Annotated in this window: 12 protein-coding genes and 1 riboswitch; of the genes, 4 read left to right on the top strand and 8 right to left on the bottom strand. The window is 49.5% G+C overall.

Annotated elements, in window-relative coordinates:
• Positions 1-7: 7 nt before the first annotated feature.
• Positions 8-1,273 (bottom strand): OmpP1/FadL family transporter, encoded by a 1,266-nt coding sequence (locus FIT99_RS08460; RefSeq protein WP_140003887.1) that lies wholly within the window; start codon positions 1,271-1,273, stop codon positions 8-10.
• 314 nt (positions 1,274-1,587) lie between these two features.
• Positions 1,588-1,808: riboswitch (cobalamin riboswitch) on the top strand.
• Between the two features lie 172 nt (positions 1,809-1,980).
• Here FIT99_RS08460 and nrdA point away from each other — a divergent pair.
• The 3 genes from nrdA to yfaE all read left to right on the top strand — a co-directional run bounded on the left by nrdA (position 1,981) and on the right by yfaE (position 5,928).
• Complete coding sequence (gene nrdA / locus FIT99_RS08455; protein WP_140003886.1) at positions 1,981-4,260, top strand: class 1a ribonucleoside-diphosphate reductase subunit alpha; 2,280 nt, start codon at positions 1,981-1,983, stop codon at positions 4,258-4,260.
• Positions 4,261-4,375: 115 nt separating this feature from the next.
• On the top strand, positions 4,376-5,509 hold the full coding sequence (gene nrdB / locus FIT99_RS08450) for a class Ia ribonucleoside-diphosphate reductase subunit beta (protein WP_140003885.1): 1,134 nt from the start codon (positions 4,376-4,378) through the stop codon (positions 5,507-5,509).
• Between the two features lie 8 nt (positions 5,510-5,517).
• Positions 5,518-5,928 carry a class I ribonucleotide reductase maintenance protein YfaE gene (gene yfaE, locus FIT99_RS08445; RefSeq protein WP_140003884.1) on the top strand — a complete coding sequence of 137 codons (411 nt, stop codon included), beginning with the start codon at positions 5,518-5,520 and terminating at the stop codon, positions 5,926-5,928.
• A 68-nt stretch (positions 5,929-5,996) separates the two neighbouring features.
• On the opposite strand, the gene FIT99_RS08440 is transcribed toward yfaE, so the two are convergent.
• The 6 genes from FIT99_RS08440 to leuS all read right to left on the bottom strand — a co-directional run bounded on the left by FIT99_RS08440 (position 5,997) and on the right by leuS (position 12,737).
• Entirely contained in the window at positions 5,997-6,230 is a 234-nt protein-coding gene (locus FIT99_RS08440; protein WP_223261156.1) for a hypothetical protein, read from the bottom strand.
• Positions 6,231-6,526: 296 nt separating this feature from the next.
• On the bottom strand, positions 6,527-7,165 hold the full coding sequence (gene nadD / locus FIT99_RS08435) for a nicotinate-nucleotide adenylyltransferase (RefSeq protein WP_140003883.1): 639 nt from the start codon (positions 7,163-7,165) through the stop codon (positions 6,527-6,529).
• Between the two features lie 93 nt (positions 7,166-7,258).
• Positions 7,259-8,515: a glutamate-5-semialdehyde dehydrogenase gene (locus tag FIT99_RS08430; RefSeq protein ID WP_140003882.1), complete on the bottom strand. Its 1,257-nt coding sequence runs from the start codon at positions 8,513-8,515 to the stop codon at positions 7,259-7,261.
• A gap of 40 nt (positions 8,516-8,555) precedes the next feature.
• On the bottom strand, positions 8,556-9,596 hold the full coding sequence (gene holA / locus FIT99_RS08425; protein WP_140003881.1) for a DNA polymerase III subunit delta: 1,041 nt from the start codon (positions 9,594-9,596) through the stop codon (positions 8,556-8,558).
• 2 nt (positions 9,597-9,598) lie between these two features.
• The gene (locus FIT99_RS08420) at positions 9,599-10,105 is read right to left on the bottom strand and encodes an LPS-assembly lipoprotein LptE (RefSeq protein ID WP_223261155.1); all 507 of its coding nucleotides are present in this window, start codon (positions 10,103-10,105) and stop codon (positions 9,599-9,601) included.
• A gap of 16 nt (positions 10,106-10,121) precedes the next feature.
• Positions 10,122-12,737 carry a leucine--tRNA ligase gene (gene leuS / locus FIT99_RS08415; protein ID WP_140003880.1) on the bottom strand — a complete coding sequence of 872 codons (2,616 nt, stop codon included), beginning with the start codon at positions 12,735-12,737 and terminating at the stop codon, positions 10,122-10,124.
• 294 nt (positions 12,738-13,031) lie between these two features.
• On the opposite strand from leuS, the gene FIT99_RS08410 reads away from it, so the two are divergent.
• A complete protein-coding gene (locus FIT99_RS08410; protein WP_140003879.1) occupies positions 13,032-15,209 on the top strand; it encodes a TonB-dependent receptor family protein in 2,178 nt (725 codons plus the stop codon).
• 75 nt (positions 15,210-15,284) lie between these two features.
• On the opposite strand, the gene adk is transcribed toward FIT99_RS08410, so the two are convergent.
• On the bottom strand, positions 15,285-15,938 hold the full coding sequence (gene adk / locus FIT99_RS08405) for an adenylate kinase (protein WP_140003878.1): 654 nt from the start codon (positions 15,936-15,938) through the stop codon (positions 15,285-15,287).
• Between the last annotated feature and the right edge of the window lie 36 nt (positions 15,939-15,974).

Below are 15,974 nucleotides of genomic sequence, written 5' to 3'. Positions count from 1 at the left end.
CCGTGCTCTACCATTGACGACTCAGCATAAAGTGGAAAAACAGCGCCTCGTTACGGATTTCAGAGGGACCCAATAAGGCGCTGTTATATTGTTCTTTGACGGGCAGCATCCACTCCACCCCGCCGGTCACCCGCCAGTGTGGATCCAGCTTGTGCGCTGCGCCAAATGTCAGATGATGCTGCAGAATCCCCGCCAGCAATGGGCTGGAATTCTTGCGCGGAATCGGGTTTCTGCCATAATTATGACCCGCGTATAGTGTGGTCTGGGTATCCCATTGATAGGCAACCCCGGTCGCAACCACCCATTGGTCTTTCCAGTCGGCTGCCGCGGTCGGAAAAGGGTATACCGCAGGGGCCGCCACATTGCTAGGCTGCGTCGCACGCAGTTGAATGTCATTGATCGCATCATCCCAGTTAAGCCAGTTGAGCTTGAATGAGAGCAGCCAAGCGTCTGTGGGTTGATATGCAAACCCCAGAGCGACCTCACGCGGCAGCGCAAAGCCTTTCACTGACGCATCCCCATATCTCACCTTGCCTAATCCTCGTCCGGTAAAGTCTGCGACCAGCGAGCCCCCTGTCAGCGGTAGCACTGTTTTTTCGGTATAGCTTGCCGCCAGCGTCAGCGCTGGAGTGAGATGATATTGCATGCCCAGCTTGAAACCGCTGCGTAGCGCGGCTGCGTGATCTAACTTGTAGCCAGCAAAGGCTGAGCCGACCGAGGTGTTAGCGAAGAAATCTTGTTCTATGCTGGCATAAACAATGTTTAGGCTGATGCCTAATGAGAGTTGATCGCTGACTTGGCAGCCAACACCAGGAATGATTTTAGCAATTCCAAACAGTGAGGACAGATCATCACGATTGCCAAACGGCGTCCGCAGATTGTCGAAAACGCCACCAGCGCCCCCTTGCGCAAACAGACCGATGCCAGCCGTACAAGGGATGTTATCTAATGGCCTCGCGTAGCCACCACCACCGAGCAGGGTATAGCGGTTTGATGCGTGTTCTTCGTTGCGCGGGTCCTTGTGCACCAGATCGGTGGTGCGCAATAACGAGCCGAACATATCTAGTAACGGTGCCTTGATCTGCGTTAGTCCAGCGGGATTGGTGTTCAGCGCACTGGTATCACGCGCCACTGCAACATCGGCACCGCCCATTAGGGTTGACTCGGCACCAAAGCCGATGAGATTAATACCGTTGGTGGCATGCGCAGCAACGCTACTGAAAGCCATCCAAAGGGCGGCGGTGTGCATGGCGACAAGACGATGTGTAGTCATCACAGAAATTTTTTAAAATTGTTATCAATTGATTGTCGCATACTCTAGCCGCGCTTTGGCATCGTCACGTTGCTCTGCTTCTGCGATCGGCTTCAAAGATACGTGCTTCTCGGGGTTTTTGCCTAAAAATAGCGAGCGTTTGGGTGCGATGCCCAGCCAGTTTTAACACTCGGCGCACCCCTCGCTTGGCATGAAAAAAATGCCATGCTTTCCCCACAAAAATATTCTTGAATAAAAACAATCAGTTGCTTGGAGTCAAGGCAAATAAATCAATATATTGTGTTTTTGTGGGTTGATGATGTCTATATATTGATTTATAGTCATGCCCATACGGTATGCAAAAGAACTTCTTCTTTCGCATTTAATAGGGAACCTGGAGTGTGATTTTTACACGAATCGTCAAGCCAGGGCTGCCCCCGCAACTGTGATCAGCGAGTTATTTGCTGCGAACTCCGCCACTGAAGTCATTCGGGAAGGCATGGGCAAATAATTAGGACCTGAGAGCCAGGAGACCTGCCGTGATTTTTTTATTGTTAACGTTTGAGGCGGGGTGTCCTCGGCAGATGCATTAAGCTTGATTTGTCTCGCTGATTGTATGTCTAGCCTTTGATCGCATGTATTTATTCAGACGCACGGTTGTCCCGCGCGTCATTTGAACTGAATGCATGACGTGATTGCACCTTCGTCTCCTGAATTGGGAGCCATCAATGTCAAAATACGAATCCATGCAGGCCACGAAAAGAGATGGCCGCAAGGAACCCATCAATCTCGATAAAATTCATCGCGTGATTGATTGGGCATCGCAAGGCCTGAATAATGTTTCGGTCTCCCAAGTGGAACTGCGCTCGCATATTCAGTTTTATGATGGGATTCGTACTGATGACATTCATGAGACCATTATCAAATCAGCCGCGGATTTGATCTCAGAAGAAACACCGGACTACCAATATTTGGCTGCGCGCCTGTCTATTTTTCACCTGCGCAAGATTGCCTATGGCCAATTTGAACCGCCCCATTTATTTGACCATGTGACCAACCTGACGGCGCTGGGCAAATATGATCAGCACTTGTTGCAAGACTATAGCCGCGAAGAGTTTGATCTACTTAACAGTACGATCGACCACTGGCGTGACATGAATTTTTCGTACGCCGCCGTCAAGCAGCTTGAGGGTAAATACTTAGTCCAAAACCGCGTGACCAAAAAAATCTATGAGAGTCCGCAGTTCTTGTATATGTTGGTTGCCATGTGTCTGTTTGCCAAATACAAAGGCGAGGCACGTCTGGAATACATCAAGCGTTTTTACGACGCAGTGTCTACCTTTAAAATTTCATTGCCGACGCCGATTATGTCTGGCGTGCGCACACCGACCCGTCAGTTCAGCTCTTGCGTGTTGATTGAGTGTGGCGATAGTCTCGATAGCATCAATGCCACCACCAGCGCCATTGTGAAATATGTGTCACAACGCGCAGGGATTGGTGTCAATGCAGGCCGTATCCGCGCGCTGGGGAGTGAAATCCGTGGCGGCGAAGCACAGCACACGGGTTGCCTACCGTTTTATAAATTGTTCCAATCTGCGGTGAAGTCTTGTTCGCAAGGCGGTGTTCGTGGTGGGGCGGCGACCTTGTTTTACCCGATCTGGCACCTGGAAGTTGAGTCATTATTGGTGCTTAAAAACAACCGCGGTGTAGAAGAAAACCGTGTGCGTCATTTAGATTACGGCGTACAACTGAACCGCTTGATGTATCAACGCCTGATTAATGGCCAGCACATCACTTTATTCTCACCGCACGACACACCCGGTTTGTATGATGCGTTTTTTGCAGACCAAGATGAGTTTGAGCGTCTGTATACCCAATATGAGGCTGATGCCAGCATCCGTAAACGTAGTTTGCCCGCGGTAGATCTGTTCTCCCTGATGATGCAGGAGCGCGCAGGCACGGGTCGTATTTATATTCAAAACGTTGACCACTGCAATACTCACAGTCCGTTTGATCCGTCTGTGGCACCGGTGCGTCAATCCAATTTGTGCATGGAAATCGCGTTGCCGACCAATGCACTCAACGACATCAACGACACGGAAGGTGAAATTGCCTTGTGTACGTTGTCAGCCTTTAATTTGGGCGCGTTGGAGTCACTGGACGAACTGGAAGGCTTGGCAGATTTAGTCGTACGTGCGTTGGATGCGTTGTTGGAGTATCAGGATTATCCAGTTAAAGCCGCCTTAAATGCCACCGACAAGCGCCGTTCACTGGGGGTAGGTGTCATCAATTACGCTTACTACTTGGCCAAAAATGGCACCAATTACACCAGCGATGCGGCTTTGGGCTTAACCCACCGTACCTTTGAGGCAATTCAGTATTATTTGTTAAAAGCCTCGGTGCAGCTGGCCCGTGAGTTTGGTCCGTGTGGCGCGTTTAATCAAACCACCTATGCCAAAGGCATTTTACCAATTGATACTTACAAGTCCGATTTGGATGCCGTGTGTAGCGAGCCACTATTGTTGGACTGGGAAAGCTTACGCAAAGAGATTCAGCAAGATGGTCTGCGTAACTCAACCTTGACCGCCCTGATGCCGTCAGAGACTTCCAGCCAGATTGCCAATGCCACCAATGGGATTGAGCCGCCGCGCGGTCTGGTCTCGGTCAAGCAGTCTAAGGATGGTATCTTGCGCCAAGTGGTGCCAGAGATTGATCGCCTGCGTGACCAGTATCAGTTGTTGTGGAAGATGCCAAACAACGAGGGTTACCTCAAATTGGTCGGCATTATGCAAAAGTTTGTGGATCAATCTATTTCAGCCAATACCAACTACGATCCGACACGCTTTGAAGGTGGGCGCGTACCGATGAAGCAGTTGTTAAAAGACCTGCTGCAAGTGTACAAGCTGGGGATTAAAACTTTGTATTACCACAACACACGCGATGGTGCGACTGAAGGCGGCACAGAGGCAGAGGACGATGGCTGCGCAAGCGGCGCCTGCAAGATTTAAGCAGTATTCACCGAATCGCTCTGCGGGGTGGGCGGGGATAAAACTCCCCATCCCCTAGGGCGCGGCCTCTACCTAGCAACTAATGTATCAATTAATCTGAAGATTAGAGAAGAAGATGGCTTACAGCATTTTCACCAAAATAGATAACGAGCAGTTAAAAGAACCCATGTTTTTTGGTCAGCCAGTCAATGTGGCGCGTTATGATCAACAGAAATACCCGGTATTCGAAAAGTTGATTGAGAAGCAACTTTCTTTTTTCTGGCGTCCTGAAGAAGTCGATGTGTCGCAAGACCGTGCAGATTATCAAGGTCTGCCTGAGCACGAGAAGCATATTTTTATCAGTAATCTCAAATATCAGACCTTGCTGGATTCGATTCAAGGCCGCAGTCCAAATGTGGCGCTGCTGCCTTTGGTTTCACTGCCTGAGATTGAAACGTGGATTGAAACCTGGGCGTTTTCTGAAACGATTCATTCGCGCTCGTACACCCACATTATTCGCAACATCGTCAACGATCCATCAGTCATGTTTGACGACATTGTGCGTAACGAAAACATCACTGCGCGCGCGACCGATATTGCGCATTATTATGATGAGTTGATTCAGCAGACGATGTTGTATTCGCAATTGGGGGAGGGCGAGCACATCATTAATGGCGAGCTCAAATCTGTGAAGCGGCGAGAACTGAAAAAGCTGCTCTACCGTTGCTTGATGAGCGTGAATATCTTGGAAGCGATCCGCTTTTATGTCAGCTTTGCGTGTTCGTTCGCCTTTGCCGAACGTAAAGTGATGGAGGGCAATGCCAAAATTATTCGCTTGATTGCACGTGATGAAGCCTTGCACCTCACCGGCACGCAGCACATGCTGAATATTATGCGCTCTGGTCAGGATGACCCAGAGTTTGCCGAGATTGCAGCGGAGTTACATCAGGAGTGCTTCGAGATGTTTAAAACCGCTGCCGAACAAGAAAAGCAATGGGCGGAGTATCTGTTTAAAGATGGCTCGATGATTGGGCTGAATAAAGACATTTTATGCCAGTACGTCGAATACATCACCAACAGCCGGATGGCTTCGGTCGGCTTGCCTGCCGCTTTCCCCAATGCTAAAAACAATCCGATTCCATGGATTAACACTTGGTTAGCCTCAGACACGGTACAAGTGGCTCCGCAAGAAGTTGAGCTGAGTTCTTATCTGATTGGTCAGATTGACTCTGAAGTCTCGGCGGATGATCTAAACGGCTTTGAACTATAATTCGCACTGTGATCAGCATCCGTAGCCAACATAGCCGCTTTAGTCTGCTCCCTCATGAAACGCTGCTCGAGGGCCTAGAACGTACCGGCCACGAAGTAGAGTTTCAATGTCGGGGCGGGTATTGTGGCGCCTGTCGTGTGCGGTTGATTGATGGTGAAGTCCAATACCTGGATCAGCCGTTAGCCTTCATCGCCACGGATGAGATTCTGCCTTGTTGCTGTGTGCCCAAGTCTGATATTCATGTAGATTGCGAACTCAGGTTTGATTTGCAAGATGCTTTCTTGCAAAACGATATGTTTCCGGCACAGCAATCATTGTTCGATGAGGCATTGTTTGCGGGGGCCAGCCCAGTGAAAAAACTGGCCAGAAGAAGAGCGGTTAAGCAGCAAACGCAAGCCAGCAACCTGTCATTATTTTAAATGCTTGGTCTTGGCGGGTTGCATTTCGTCGTAAAAAAAGCGCTTGAATCAAGCGCTTTTTTGACTTCTTAAGTGGCTGGGCGTGGCATTGGCCGTTCCCATTGCATCTTCAAATTGGGTGCGCGCGCACGCAAGTCCGCGACTAAGCTACAACTCAAAATCTCACAGCGCCAGTACATCTGACGGATTTTCGCATCCGCATCGCTGCGCGACTTGCCAAATATCTGTAAGTTTTCAACCAACACCCCATTTGCACTGCGTATGCTGTACAAATACTTGCCTGACCTATGCTCCATTTTCATCAATGTCACCCCGGGCATGAAGCGGTGTGCATCACCGCAATTATTTTGATATCCATACATTAGCAAACTATAGAAAGCCTGTATAGCCAGTAAAGGGGCTGATTAGTCATTCAATTCAATACTTTAAGTGCATTTTTGTATAAAACACCTAAAATGAACACGCTAAGTGCGCTTTAAAATGGGTTAAATGTGTATTTCAGGGTGCAGAATTGTCGGCGTTTCTGCGGCTTCTGCTGATTGATCAGTTGCTGCGGGATGATTTCACTGACTCTGCCGGGGGCAAGTCAGGCGTTGCGCTATTGATACAGGTGATTTTGCTGAATATAACGCAGCACCAATGGCGGCAGGGCTGTCGTGATTGCGGGGCTTTGCGCCTGTAATTCTGCTCGAATACGGGTTGAGGAGAGGTCGGGCGGAGGGTTGGGTAAAAAACTAATCAAGCCATGGGTTTGTTGCGCAAACATGTGTGCTGCGCGTGCAATGTCGATCAGGCGCCCAGCATGCGCTGCATGCAGACTGAGCTGTTCATCACAATCTGCCCGGTGTACCACCAACAGATGACATGCGTCTAGCAATGCTTGCCAGCGATGCCAAGAAGGCAGCTTTTGGTAACTATCTTGGCCCATGATGAGGCAGAGTGCCTGCGCTGGAAAACGCTGGCGCAGCAAGTGCAGGGTATCAATGGTGTAAGAGGGACCTTGTCGCGCTAGCTCACAGGTATCGAGCACGAGTTGTGGTTGGTCTTGAATCGCTAACGCTACCATCGCTGCGCGATGCTCTGCTGTCACGGCCGGGGTTTCTTTATGCGGTGGCACGGCGGCAGGGATCAAGCGTATTTGCGCGCAGTGCAGTGTGTTGAGCACACTGTTTGCCAACGCCAAATGCCCATTGTGAATGGGGTTGAACGTACCACCGAAGATGCCTATGGTTTCCATGGGTGCCTGAATCAATGCGGGTGTAAAGCGTCTTGAGGGCGGTAAGGGGTTGATCGGGCCGCATCCATGTGCGTGTTGCGGCCGCGATCAGGATTAAGCTCTAACGTGACCGTCGCCCAAGACCACATATTTTAGCGAGGTCAGCCCTTCAAGGCCGACCGGTCCGCGCGCGTGCAATTTATCGGTTGAGATGCCGATTTCGGCGCCAAAGCCATATTCGAAGCCATCAGCAAAACGTGTGGAGGCATTCACCATGACGCTGCTGGAATCCACTTCGCGCAGAAACTTGCGCGCTTTGGTATAGTTTTCGGTCACGATTGCCTCAGTGTGCTGGCTGGAGTGTTGATTGATGTGCGCGATGGCTTCATCAACGCCACTGACGACTTTGCACGAGATGATCGCTGCCAGATATTCGGTGTAATAGTCTTCATCGGTCGCGGCAATCGCTTGCGGCACCAAGGCAAGCGTTTCCGCGCAGCCCCGAATCTCGATGCCTTTGGCGGTCAGCATTTCAGCCAATAGCGGCAAGGCTGTGTTGGCAATGCCGCGCGCCACCAGTAAGGATTCGGCGGTATTGCAGGTGCCCAAGCGCTGGGTTTTTGCGTTTTCAAGAATGCGCACCGCTTTGTCGAGGTCAGCTTCGTCGTCCACATAAACATGGCAGTTGCCATCTAAGTGTTTGATCACTGGAATACGGGCATCATTACTGATGCGCTCGATCAGTCCCTTGCCGCCTCGTGGCACAATCACATCAATATATTGCTTCATGGTGATGAGTTCGCCCACAGCCGCGCGGTCAGTCGTTTCAACCACCAACACCGCTGCTTGTGGCAGGCCCGCTTGTTGCAGACCTTGATGCACTAATTTTGCCAGTGCCTGATTGCAATGGATGGCTTCAGAGCCCCCACGCAAAATGCAGGCGTTCCCTGATTTAATACACAAACCAGCGGCATCGACCGTCACATTCGGCCGGGCTTCATAAATGATGCCGATCACGCCCAGTGGCACCCGCATTTGCCCGATCTGTATGCCAGAAGGACGGTATTTGAAACCGCTCATTTCACCAATGGGGTCTGGCAGGCTGGCAATTTGTTCAAGACCCTCGGCCATGGTCGCTACAGACTTGTCGCTCAAGGTCAGACGATCCAGCATGGCGGCGTCCATGCCATTGGCTTTCGCGGCGTCTAAATCTTGCTGATTCGCTGCCAGCAGGGCTTTGTCATGCTGGCGAATTAAAGCTGCAATGTTGCGCAACGCCTGATTTTTGGTGTTGGTGTCGGCACTTGCCATCAAGCGGGAAGCGGCGCGAGCCTGCTCACCCAGTTGTTTCATGTATTGTGTGATGTCCATATTCGATATTCTATCTTAAACGCGCGATCTGCTTAAACGCTTATCGCGGTTTGTTGACGGCACGCGCTGATTTACCCGCGGCCATCCGGGCGATGCCGCTACACAGGCGCGAGAGCTCCAACCAAGCGTCGCCTTGACCAACGCCTTTTGCGATGCGGTCTATCTCTGACAGTTTTTGTAATGCCGCTTCGATATGTTTTTGCGGTAAAAATTCCACCGCCCGTTTGACTAACAGCTGACGGTCGCCAAATAGTCGCGCTTGGCTCAGGGCCGTTTGCACGGATTGCCCGTTTTGCATGGCTTGACGCACTTGCAATAAAGGCCGAAACAACCACACCAGCGGATTCATCACGGCGACAGCCGTTTCGCCCTCTTCACGCAGACCTTCAATAATACGCATCACACGACTCTGGTCACCCTGCAGCATGGCTTCGCCGAGTTGTGACACATCAAAGCGCGCGACGTTGAGCACACACTGGCGAATGGCGGCCTCAGAGAGTGGCCCGGGCGGATACAGCAAACCGAGTTTTTGAATCTCTTGATGCGCCGCCAGTAAATTGCCTTCGACCTGTTCGGCAATAAAACGGCGCGAGGCTTCATCCGCCGTTTGCTGCTGAATGGCCAGCCGTTGGGCGATCCATTCAGGCAATTGCGCTAATGGGACTTGGTTGAGAATGAGTAATACGCCAAGCTGCAACAAGGCTTCATACCATGCACTGCTGGTCATGTCACGGTCCGGCGCTGGCAAGGTGATAATGATGGTGGTGTCGGCAGTGGGTTGTTCAGCCAGTTGCAGTAAGGCCTTGGCGCCTTCGACCCCCGGTTTGCCAGTGGGAATGTTGATCTCGAGAATGCGATGCTCTGCAAACAGCGAAAAACTTTGTAGAAACTGGCTGACTTGTGCCCAATTAAAGTAGCGCTCTACCGTAAAACTTGCGCGCTCTTGCGCACCATGCTGACGTGAAGCAGCACGAATCTGATCCATGGCTTCAGTAATAGACAACGGCTCATCGCCAGCCAACACAAATAGCGACTGTTTCGGCGGTAGATGTTGCACAAGTTGCGCAGCCTGAATGCGCATGATTACTGCACTTTTTTGAGGGCGGATAAACGACGCATGATGCCGTTCAGCACATCCGTTTGCATGCTGTCAGTCAACAGTTTTTGCTCAGCTTGTTTTGCGAGCAGGTTCGCATCGTTATAGGTGTAGTCGCGACGACCTTCCATCACCAACGGTAAAGCCCAAGTGGCTTCGGACGCCAGTTTTGTGCGGTATTGCACGCGATAATACAGTTCATACTCTCGCACTACCCCTGTGCCGCTTAAGGACAGAATACGTTGTTCGTTTTCTTCTTTGAGCAGTTCAAGTTGCAGCTCTGCCTCTTCGGCATCCGTCACTACTTTCACGCCCTGTTCGATGAGTAATTTTTTCAGCGCCGTATTGATCAAGGTGGTGCCCTTAATCTGCACGGTTTTAAAGGCAATCGGTGACGGTTGCCGTAAATGAAAGCCGCAAGCCGTCAACATGACTGACAGTGTCAGCATGCTGAACCAGTAAATCACGTATCTTTGCGTAAGTTTTTGCAGCAAGGTTGTGCTCCTTGGACTAAGCAACCACAATATTAATCAGTTTGTTGGGCACCACAATGATCTTTTTCACGCTACCCTCATTGAGAAACTTCTGCACAAAGTCCTGATTGACCGCGGTGGCTTCAATTTGCTCTTTGGCCATGCTTTTGGGGATGCTGATGCTGCCACGGAGTTTGCCATTCACTTGCACCACATATTCCACCTCGTCTTGTACCAAGGCGGCATTGGCTGGTTCAGGCCACTTGGCGCTCAGGATGTCAGCACCAAGGTTTAAACGTTGCCACATGACTTGAGCGATGTGCGGCGCAATCGGAGAAAGCAGGCGCAGCAACATACTGTAACCTTCAAACGCCACGGCTTGCCAGTCTTTTTCTGTCTCTTTTTGCACTTTTTCGAGGGTGTTGAGCATTTTCATGCAGGCCGATGCAACGGTGTTAAATTGCAGCTTAGCCAAGTCAATATTGGCTTGTTTTAACACACTGTGAATTTCTCGCCTATGGTTTGCGAGTTCGCCGGTCAATTTGTTAGGTAAGTCTGTGGGCTTGAGTTCGGACAAGCCAACACCAAAATTCCATACCCGTTTTAAGAAACGATGTGAGCCTTCGACACCACTGTCTGACCACTCCAGTGTTTGTTCTGGCGGGGCCGCAAACATCATGAAGAAACGCGCGGTATCCGCACCATATTGTTCAATCAACGATTGCGGATCAACGCCGTTGCGCTTGGATTTAGACATGGTGCCTATGCCTTGATAATCAATGGCAGAGCCGTCTTTGATTAGTTTGGCACCCGTCACTTTGCCGTGGCTATCTTGTACCAGCGTGACCTCTTCAGGGGCGAAATATTCAATGCCGCCTTTGGCAGTGCGGCGAGAGAAGATATGGTTGAGCACCATGCCTTGTGTGAGTAAGTTCGCAAACGGTTCATCATAGTTGACCAAGCCGAGGTCACGCATGACTTTGCTCCAAAAGCGAGAGTAGAGCAGGTGCAAAATCGCATGCTCAATCCCACCAATGTACTGATCCACCGGCATCCAGTGATTGGTTTGCGCGTCGACCATAGCGGTGTCGCTAAAACCTGAGGCATAGCGCGCGTAATACCAGCTCGAATCGACGAAGGTATCCATGGTGTCAGTTTCACGCTTGGCGGGTTGGCCGCAAGTCGGGCAGCTGCAATTGACAAAGTCGTCGCGCTTGTTTAGTGGGTTGCCTGAGCCATCAGGCACGCAGTCTTCAGGCAATTTGACTGGCAACTGATCGTCTGGCACCGGCACGTCACCGCAATGGTCGCAATGAATAATCGGAATCGGACAACCCCAGTAACGCTGGCGTGAAACACCCCAGTCACGCAGGCGCCAGTTGGTCTGTTTGCCGCCTAAGCCTTTTGTTTCAAGATCGGCAGCCACGGCGTCAATGGCTTGTGTATAGCTCAAATCGTTGTATTTGCCAGAATGGATGCAAACACTTTTGACCTTGTCGCCATACCACTCTTGCCATGAGTTTAAGTCAAAGCTTTGATCATGCACGCTGATGACTTGCTTGATGGGCAACTGGTATTTTTTTGCAAAGCCGAAATCGCGTTCATCGTGTGCCGGCACAGCCATGACGGCACCTTCGCCGTAGGTCATCAGCACGTAGTTGCCCACCCAGACGGGGACTGGCTCACCGGTCAGCGGATGGTTCACCAGCAGCCCCGTGTCCATGCCTTCTTTTTCCATGGTGGCCATGTCGGCCTCCATTACAGAGCCTTGTTTACATTTTTCAATAAAGGCTTGTAATGCAGGATTGTGCTGCGCAGCATGCGTGGCCAAAGGATGCTCCGCCGCCACAGCACAAAACGTCACGCCCATGATGGTGTCGGCACGCGTAGTGAATACCCACAGCTTGCCGTCGTCAATCAGTGCACCATTGTTATGTTTAATGTCATGGGTGAAGGCAAAGCGTACGCCGACACTTCTGCCTATCCAGTTGGCCTGCATGGTTTTTACGCGTTCTGGCCAGCCAGGTAATTTGTCCAGGTCGTCGAGAAGTTGTTGCGCATAGCCCGTGATGTGCAGGTAATAGCCTGGTATCTCACGTTTTTCAACAACGGCGCCCGTGCGCCAGCCGCGCCCATCAATCACCTGTTCGTTGGCTAAGACGGTTTGGTCAACCGGGTCCCAGTTAACGACTTGGGTTTTTTTGTAAGCAATGCCTTTTTCCAGCATGCGCAAAAACAACCACTGGTTCCATTTGTAGTATTCCGGCTGGCAAGTGGCCAGTTCTCGTTCCCAATCAATGGCAAAGCCCAATGATTTCAGCTGCTTGCGCATGTAGGCAATGTTGTCATAGGTCCACTGCGCTGGCGGTACATTATTTTGAATGGCCGCATTTTCAGCTGGCAAGCCAAACGCATCCCAGCCCATGGGTTGCAAGACATTAAAGCCCTTCATGTGGTGATAGCGGCTTAAGACGTCACCAATGGTGTAGTTGCGCACATGCCCCATGTGCAATTTGCCACTTGGGTAAGGGAACATAGACAAACAGTAATACTTGGGTTTTTGACTATCAGCCTTGGCTTGAAAGCTGAGCTGAGAATCCCAGTGTTGTTGTGCCTGTTGTTCAACGTCTTTGAATGGATACTGCTGTTGCATGTGCGTGGCTTGAGAGTAGCTAAATGAAGCGCTAATTATACCCGAGAACTCGTGGCCATGTTTTGCCTGGCAATGACCTCACGGCGGGATAAGCATGTAAATGGGTTGTTATAAAACATATGGCTGAAAAGTGGCTTATATAAACCACTACACAGTGACTGATGGAGGGGGGCTACGATGGTTATTTGTGTATTAAAAACAGCTAGATAAATATTATCGCGATATGTTTGGCATTGAAATTGCACTTCCGTTATTTTTGTTGATGATAAAAAACCAATAAGAGAGGGAAAACTGATGAAGAAGAAAAGTGTGTTGGTTGCAACTATGTTGGCTTTGAATCCGGCTATGGAGGTATTTTCAGAGGAAAGCGCAAGGCTAGAGAAATCTTTAGATATTTCTCCAGTAGAAGTACGCGGAATATTGCCTGACAGGCTAGAGTCTGTTCCGGGCTCTTATTATTTGTTGGATAAAAAAGATCTAGATCTAAGACGTCCATTTTCGGTTCAAGAAGCCCTAAACAACGTACCAGGTGTAAATGTGGTCGGTGAGAACTCTTTCGGCTTGGGTTTGAATATCGGTATACGTGGTTTGAATCCTCGTCGCACTTCTCGAACACTAGTGATGGAGGACGGTGTGCCTTTGCAGTTAGGGCCATATGGAGATCCATCACTGCATTTAACAACACCTATGGAACGTATTCAACGGATTGAAGTAGTTAAAGGGTCTGGTCAAATATTGTATGGTCCACAAACGGTGGGCGGCATGATCAACTTCGTCACTCGTCCTGTACCAACCAATGGTTTTCAAGGCGCCGTCCAAGCCATGCTTGGGAATAATGATTTTACCGGCCTGTACGCAAACGCAGGCTATGGAAATGAGCGGGGCGGTGTCATGCTGGATGTCAATCAGAAAAAAGGCGATGGTATTCGTAAAAACCATGATTTTGATGTTCTAGATATGACCTTGAAAGGTCAGCTTAACCTAACAGATAGCCAAAAGTTAATTGCTAAGGTTGGTTACTATAAAGAAGAGTCTCATGTCAGTGAAACTGGACTTGGCGCAGCGGAATACGCGCTCGATAAGTACCAAGCTCCTACTGGGAATAATGATTTTTTTGAACTTGAAAGAAAAAGCGGACAACTTACACACATATTTGATATTAGCGATACAGCCAGACTCACCACAAATGCATATTATGTCGATGTATTCAGATCCTCATTTAGGCAAATTGATACGCCAGGTAGCAATGCAGGCTTTTCACAATTGGAAAGGTGTCCGGCAGGTTTGCCAAGTGGGAATAATAATCTAGCTAATGCGGATCAGTGCGGTGGACGTCACAGACCTCGAGATTTTCAATACTGGGGCATTGAGCCGCGTTTGGACTTTCAACATTCATTATTCGGACTGCAAAGTGAAGCAGTCATTGGGTTTAGATACCATGAAGAAGACCAGAGACGTCGCCAATGGCGTGGAAATGATGCACGTGCGCAAAGCCTCTCATTTCTGAAAGCTAATGCAGAGCAGCCTGGTATTGCGAGTGCAGTAGCCGATTTTCGTGAGGATATTAGAATTGCAGTGGAGGCTAAATCCTATTACTTCCAAAACACTTTTTATGCGGGTGATTTTGCAATTACGCCAGGCGTTCGCTATGAAGATATCAAACAGAGAACCACGATTTTTCAAGCTGGTGGAAATGCCGTTTTCAATTCGCAAAGTAATCATCAGTCTAAGGTGTTACCTGGCTTGGGTTTGGCTTGGAATGGCATAACAAATACAACAGTATTTGGTGGTGTGCATAAAGGTTTTGCCCCACCGCGTGCTAGCCGAGATCTAGATGGAGCGAATATTTCTCAGACGCGCGCTGAGGAGAGTACCAATTATGAATTAGGTTTAAGATCTGCATACTTCAAGGGAGTTAGTTTTGAAAGTACGCTGTTTAAAACTAAATTTGATGACATTGTGATTGAGCAGCCGGCAGGCCGGTTTATAAACGCGGGTGAAACTGAGCAAGCAGGGATTGAATTGGCTGGTAAAGTTGATTTTGGAACCATTTTTGACAGCGCCCATCACTTTTATTTGTTAGGGTCCTATACAAACGTCTTTACTGCAGATTTTGAAAAAGGGGCAGATAAAGGTAATCGTTTGCAATATGCCCCCAAACATATGGCTTCAATGAGTGTGGGATACTTACATCCAGTTGGTTTTGACGTTCGCATCGGTGCAGACTATGTCAGTGAGCAGTTTTCTGATAGCGCCAATACACGTGTAGAGAATGCAGCAGGTACAACAGGCACTATTCCAGCGTACACATTGTTCAACATGTCTGCAAATTATCGTCCAGTGGGTTCAAGAGTGACTTATTTCATGAGTGGATATAATCTAACCGACAGAGAGTATTTGGCGAGTCGCGTAGATGGCAAGGTGGCGGGCCGTCCTCGCCAAGTATTTGTCGGGATTCGTTACGACTTTTAAGGTACGCTTGATTAATAGCAGTAAAAAACACACAGCCCGCAATCGCGGGCTGTGTGTTTAAAAGCGTGTGACTCGTTATTTTAATGCAGCAAAAATATCTTCTTTGATGGCGTTTAAGTCGCCCAAACCGTTGACCTTGACGTATTGCGGTGCGCCGCTAACGCCAGAGGTTGCCCAGTCAGAGTAGTAGCCAATCAGTTGCTCAGTTTGGTCATGGTAAACCTGCAAACGTTTGAGTACGACTTCTTCTTTGTCATCATCGCGTTGCACTAGGTCTTCACCCGTTACATCATCCTTACCGGCGACTTTGGGGGCGTTGAATTTCACGTGGTAGGTGCGGCCTGACGCCGGGTGGCTACGACGGCCGCTCATGCGCTCGACGATGGCTTCATCTGGCACGTCGATTTCTACGACATAATCAATCGCAACGCCTGCGTTTTTCATCGCTTCGGCTTGTGGAATGGTGCGAGGAAAACCGTCAAACAAAAAGCCATTGGCACAATCAGCACACTTGATACGTTCTTTGACCAAACCAATAATGACTTCGTCAGGCACCAGGCCACCGGCGTCCATGAATTTTTTGGCTTCTAAACCCAATTGAGTGCCTGCTTTGACTGCTGCGCGCAACATATCGCCAGTGGAAATTTGCGGAATATTGAATTTTTCTTTAATAAAGGTGGCTTGGGTCCCTTTACCGGCACCGGGGGCGCCCAGCAGAATCAAACGCATAACATGCTCCAAAAATTGGGAATTAAAAAAATAGAA

The organism is Methylophilus medardicus (genome assembly GCF_006363955.1).
Lineage (GTDB): Bacteria > Pseudomonadota > Gammaproteobacteria > Burkholderiales > Methylophilaceae > Methylophilus > Methylophilus medardensis.
Note: the sequence above shows the minus strand (reverse complement) of the source record. Positions and strands in the feature narration are given on the sequence as shown.